Origin of the sequence: Thiolapillus sp., assembly GCF_048562965.1 — a bacterium.
Lineage (GTDB): Bacteria > Pseudomonadota > Gammaproteobacteria > Chromatiales > Chromatiaceae > Thiolapillus > Thiolapillus brandeum_A.
This window is the reverse complement of record NZ_JBHNMF010000391.1, coordinates 1-3,058: the sequence shown is the minus strand read 5'-3', so window position 1 is coordinate 3,058 and position 3,058 is coordinate 1. Positions and strand designations below refer to the sequence as shown.

Annotated in this window: 2 protein-coding genes; both read right to left on the bottom strand. The window is 55.9% G+C overall.

Features of this window, described 5'->3' with window-relative positions; translation table 11 throughout:
• Nucleotides 1–230: 230 nt before the first annotated feature.
• The gene (locus ACOCD2_RS15280) at nucleotides 231–2,324 is read right to left on the bottom strand and encodes an AsmA family protein (protein ID WP_293649337.1); all 2,094 of its coding nucleotides are present in this window, start codon (nucleotides 2,322–2,324) and stop codon (nucleotides 231–233) included.
• Nucleotides 2,321–3,058, bottom strand: a 738-nt coding sequence (locus tag ACOCD2_RS15275) for an MFS transporter (protein ID WP_293674813.1), incomplete at its 5' end; no start/stop codon positions are given. The genes ACOCD2_RS15275 and ACOCD2_RS15280, both read right to left, overlap by 4 nt.

Here is a 3,058-nt window from a genome sequence, read left to right as displayed (position 1 = left end):
GAGGCAGGCTTGTACTCATCTTAGGGGTGAGTAGTTACTATTTTTTTACCGCACCGGAAATCCTGAAAAAACACTGCGGCGAAGTCTACAGACAGCTTGCAGCCTACTATCGTCAGGATCCCTCTTCACGAATGGGCATTTGACGGATTGTGACTGCCATATATAGGCTTTTTCAGCATTCCGTCAGGTGAAAGGCCTGGGCTTTACCACCCTATAGGGCTTTCCATCGATCAGCGCCCAAACAGACCTTTCAGCGCGCCCGAACCCAGCTTTTTCTCGATACTCTCGCCAGCCTTGTCCAGCAGTTCCTGTTTCTTCTCCTCGATCTTGTGTTCCGCATTGGCTTTCAGGGCGGCTTCCAGATCCACCATGAACGAAGGATCATTCAGATTGCCCGAGATACGAACCGGGATGGCCACACCCTTCAGGTCATTGGCGCCGCCCTGCCCTTGCAGAGATTTCACAACCTTGGTGGTAAGCAGATAGTTCACCTTTTCCTTGACCAGGTTGACCTTGCCTTTCCCTGTTACCCGCAGCACCGGGGAAGCCATGTAGAAATCATTGTTGGTCACCACCCCCTGCCTGATGACACCACTGCCCTTAAGTTCGGCAAAATCGGTCTTCTGCGGCTCATCGGAAACCGCCTGCCCTGTGGCCTGACGGATCGCCTGCGCCAGATTGAAGCCGATATAGGCGCCGTCTCTGAATTCCAGGGAAAAGCGGCCATTGAGATTCTGCTTGATGGTGACATCATCCAGTCCCATGCTGTGAACATCCACCTTGATATCTCCGGTACCCTGAAGCTGTGCCTTTCCCGTCAGATCCTTCAGCAGGGGTTCTATCTGTATGCCACTGAGGGTTTTCCTGACGCTGAATCGCGGTGTATCCTTGCGCACGTCCAGTTTTACACTGCCATGCAGTTTGCCCTCATAAAGGGCCGCGCTGATCGGATCCAGGGTCAGCACGCCTTTGCGCGATTTCAGCTTCAGGATGACATTCTGCATGTGAAGACCACTGCTGGTCAGACTGCCCACGGAAAAGTCCGCATCCAGATTCAGTTTGCGCAACGCAGCGAAGTCCGGTTTGCCGCCGCCTGCTTTCTGTTTTTCCGGCTGCTTTGTTACCGCAGCCGTTTCTTCCGCTTTTGGCGGCATATAGCGATCGAGGTCGATGGCATCCAGTTTGAAACTGGCCCGCACTACGGGTCCCTTGAAAGACAGGATCTTCAGCGTCCCGTTCAGGGTGGAATCATCCAGCTTTATGGAAACCGGATCGGCCGTGAGGGTATCACCCTGCTGCACTACGAACAGATTGCCCGACACTTTTGTCAGCGCCCCCGCATCGGCGGTAACGACCTCCACACCGGCAATCTCCAGCAGTTCCTTCAGATTGGTCTGCTGCAGCGCGAGCTTTGCCTCCAGTCTGGGCTTGCCATGCAGATCTGTGACACTCAAATCACCGGTGATATCCACATTCAGGCCGGAAACAGACAGATCGCTCAAGGCCAGCGCGCCCTGTTTGTTGTCCAGACCCACGTTGGCAGCCAGCGCCAGTTTGACTCCCTGGGCAGGCAGGCCTTCGCCAGCCGCATTCAGATCCACGGCCAATGCTGCCAGATCGATACGCTGATAGTCCTTCGTAAAAGTCATGTCCGTGGACATACTGAGATCCAGCTTCATCACCGGCTGGGTGTTTTCCAGCCTGAAGCCAAGATGCAAGGGCACGGGCTGACCGGGGAGCAGCTCACCTACCTTGAGCGCCAGGTCATCGAGCCTGACGCTGACGCCTTCCTGTTCATCATCGAAATGCAGGCTCACATCTTCCAGCTCAATACCCTTCAGGCGTACCTCGAAACCCTCCATGCCCGACGATCCGCCGGTTTTCGCCTTGGGCTGTTCCGCCTTGTTCCGGTCTGTCTCTCCCGCCTCAGCCAGGCCTTCCCAGTTGACCCTGCCGTCCTTGTTCTTGTGAAGGTTCAGCCGCACGCCTTTCAGCACCACCGTATCCACCGCGATCTTCTTTTCGAACAGCGGTTTGACACCCACCTTCACGTCCAGCTCCTTGATCACCGCGAGAGGCTGCTCACCGAAACCCTGCGCACTTCCCACCCGCACGTCCGACAGCCCAATTCCCACCCAGGGGAATACGGACCAGTTCAGGGGACCATTGAGACCGAGCGTCTGACCCGTCCTGTTTTCGAACTCGGAACTGATCTTTTCCTTGACCATGTTTTCATCGACGAACAGGGGCACGATCAGTGCCGCTGCCACGATCAGCAACACCAGGCCAATAACCAGACCGAAAAACCACTTGATGATCTTCATTTCAACTCTCCATTTGACGCCACAGTGACACGCTGCAACACAGCAAAACCGGCCACAAACAGCAGCAGTACCGACAGTATTCCCAGTCTCGAATCTCCGCTGATCACGGTAACTGCGCCAACCAGCAACGGGCCGATAACCGCTGCAAACTTACCAAGCATATTATAGACCCCGAAGAACATGCCTGCCCTGTCCGTCGGAATCAGGCGAGCGTAAAGGGAACGGCTCAAGGATTGAATACCTCCCTGAACCAGCCCGATACCCACCGCCAGGGCATAGAATTCCCACATCGCCTCCATGCGCCAGGCCCAGAACACGATGATGATATAGACAACCAGGGCTATCATAATGCCCTTCTTCGGTCCGTACCTGTCTCCCACCTGGCCGAACACCAGGGCCGCCGGAAACCCCACGAACTGGGTGACGAGCAGCGCCGTGAGCAAATCAGACGACCCGAACCCGATAGCCAGCCCATAGTCCACCGCCATGCGCACGATGGTGTCCACGCCATTGATGTAGAGCCAGTAGGCCAACAGAAACAGGGCCACCATGCGGTAACGGCCCACTTCACGGAAGTTGTCGCGGATCTCGCGCAGCGCGCTGTGCAACACATGAGGATTGGCTGGACGCGGTTCACGCTCGTGCACGAACAGTATCACTGGAACGGAAAACAGCGCCCACCAGATACCCACCATGAAAAAGGAAACACGCCAAGCGTGTCTTCGGCCTCGTGA